Genomic DNA, 1,464 nt, shown 5'->3' with positions numbered 1-1,464 from the left:
GAAGAGATAACTCATGATGATCGCGTCTTCTTTTCCATTGCCTGTTTTGGCTGGATAATAATCATAACGACGATCCACTTCGTTAAAACCTGCTTGCTCATAAATATGAATCGCAGGATGGTTACTTTCTCTTACTTCTAGCCACGCGCTGTCTGCTTTGGCTTGCTCACAGTGATTCAGAAAGGCATCCAATAACTTTTGACCGTAGCCTTTTCCTTGTAGAGCAGGGGCAACCGCAATATTGAGTAACGTCACTTCACCCACAATATTTTGTGCATAAAAGTAGCCAACTACCGAGCCGTCTTCGACCATCACGTGATGGCACGCACCGCGACTCGACAAATCGCGCACTAACGACTCTGCCCATGGGTGAGAATGCGCTTGCTGTTCAATTTGCCAAACTTGCTCCACATGCTCACTGCACATTGGGAGAATTTCAATCGTCATGATTTAACCTATTAGGTCGAAATACCGCGCCACAATAGAGCTTGGTATTCGATCTTTTACAAACGTTACGAGTAAGAACAAATTTGCTGCCAAAGTACGCGTTTTTGTTCATTGTTGCCATCAATGTCTTGCAATAACGGCGAGGTTAGCTGCTTAGCATTTTCCATACTGTTACTTTCACAGCCTGCAAACCATACCCACTCCAACTGATGTTCACCAAGCATTGCAAGGCGCTCAGGCTCGATATGCATGGCTTGTTCAAGCGTTAATTTCATACTTTTAAGTATCTTCTCGAACAGTATCGCTGTCTCATTCGTAGGACAGATGGGTGAGACCAGCAGAAGTTTGCAAGAACTTGGCAAATCTATAGTTGGCGGTTGATAGCCTGCCAACCTTTCTGGGTGAATCAACTCCCACGAGGTGATTCCCATTTCGTGTAAATACTGTTTCTCGTTAATTGACATTTTTCGTCACCTGTTTGAACGAGGCAATCCTATCAAAAAGTCAGAGGTGTTATGAAGCTTTTCCAATCACTCTTTACTGTGATGATGGTAGCGACCATCAGTTTTTCCACATTTGCGAGCAGCAATAATGATGACTGGGAGCTGATCGCAACCAAGACCGTCAACTTCCAAACGGAGACAGACACCGTTACGCCAAATAGTCTGCTCAAAAACCGTAACTTCAGTAAAATCAAAATAAAGTGCATTCAAGGCACCGTCGATTTAAAAGACATCAAAGTCACCATGACCGACGGCAGCGAGAAAAAACTCACATCAATGGGCACGCTCACCAACGGAATGTCAACGCGAGCTTGGACGCTACCAGGATCGGAGGACGCGAAACTTAAGCACCTTGAAATGAAATACAGCAGTTGGGGAAACATGAAGCTCGACGTGCTGGGTGTCAGCAGAAAAGCAAAAGTCGAAATCTGGGGTAAAAAGAGAACCAAAAACGCTCAATAAACGTCATGCTTGTCGATTGACTGATGAAAAGCAAACAGCCCGCTATTTCAGC

Annotated in this window: 3 protein-coding genes; 1 reads left to right on the top strand and 2 read right to left on the bottom strand. The window is 44.7% G+C overall.

Going from position 1 to position 1,464, the window contains the following annotated elements; translation table 11 throughout:
* Positions 1-447: ribosomal protein S18-alanine N-acetyltransferase (gene rimI, locus R8O11_RS24815; RefSeq protein WP_318194555.1), on the bottom strand; the 447-nt coding region annotated here is incomplete at its 3' end.
* Positions 448-512: 65 nt separating this feature from the next.
* Positions 513-911: a DNA polymerase III subunit psi gene (locus R8O11_RS24810; RefSeq protein ID WP_229625887.1), complete on the bottom strand. Its 399-nt coding sequence runs from the start codon at positions 909-911 to the stop codon at positions 513-515.
* A 51-nt stretch (positions 912-962) separates the two neighbouring features.
* On the opposite strand from R8O11_RS24810, the gene R8O11_RS24805 reads away from it, so the two are divergent.
* Positions 963-1,412, top strand: a complete 450-nt coding sequence (locus R8O11_RS24805) for a hypothetical protein (protein WP_147691573.1) — start codon at positions 963-965, stop codon at positions 1,410-1,412.
* Positions 1,413-1,464: the final 52 nt, after the last annotated feature.

The organism is Vibrio sp. 1288 (assembly GCF_033344475.1).
Note: the sequence above shows the minus strand (reverse complement) of the source record. Positions and strands in the feature narration are given on the sequence as shown.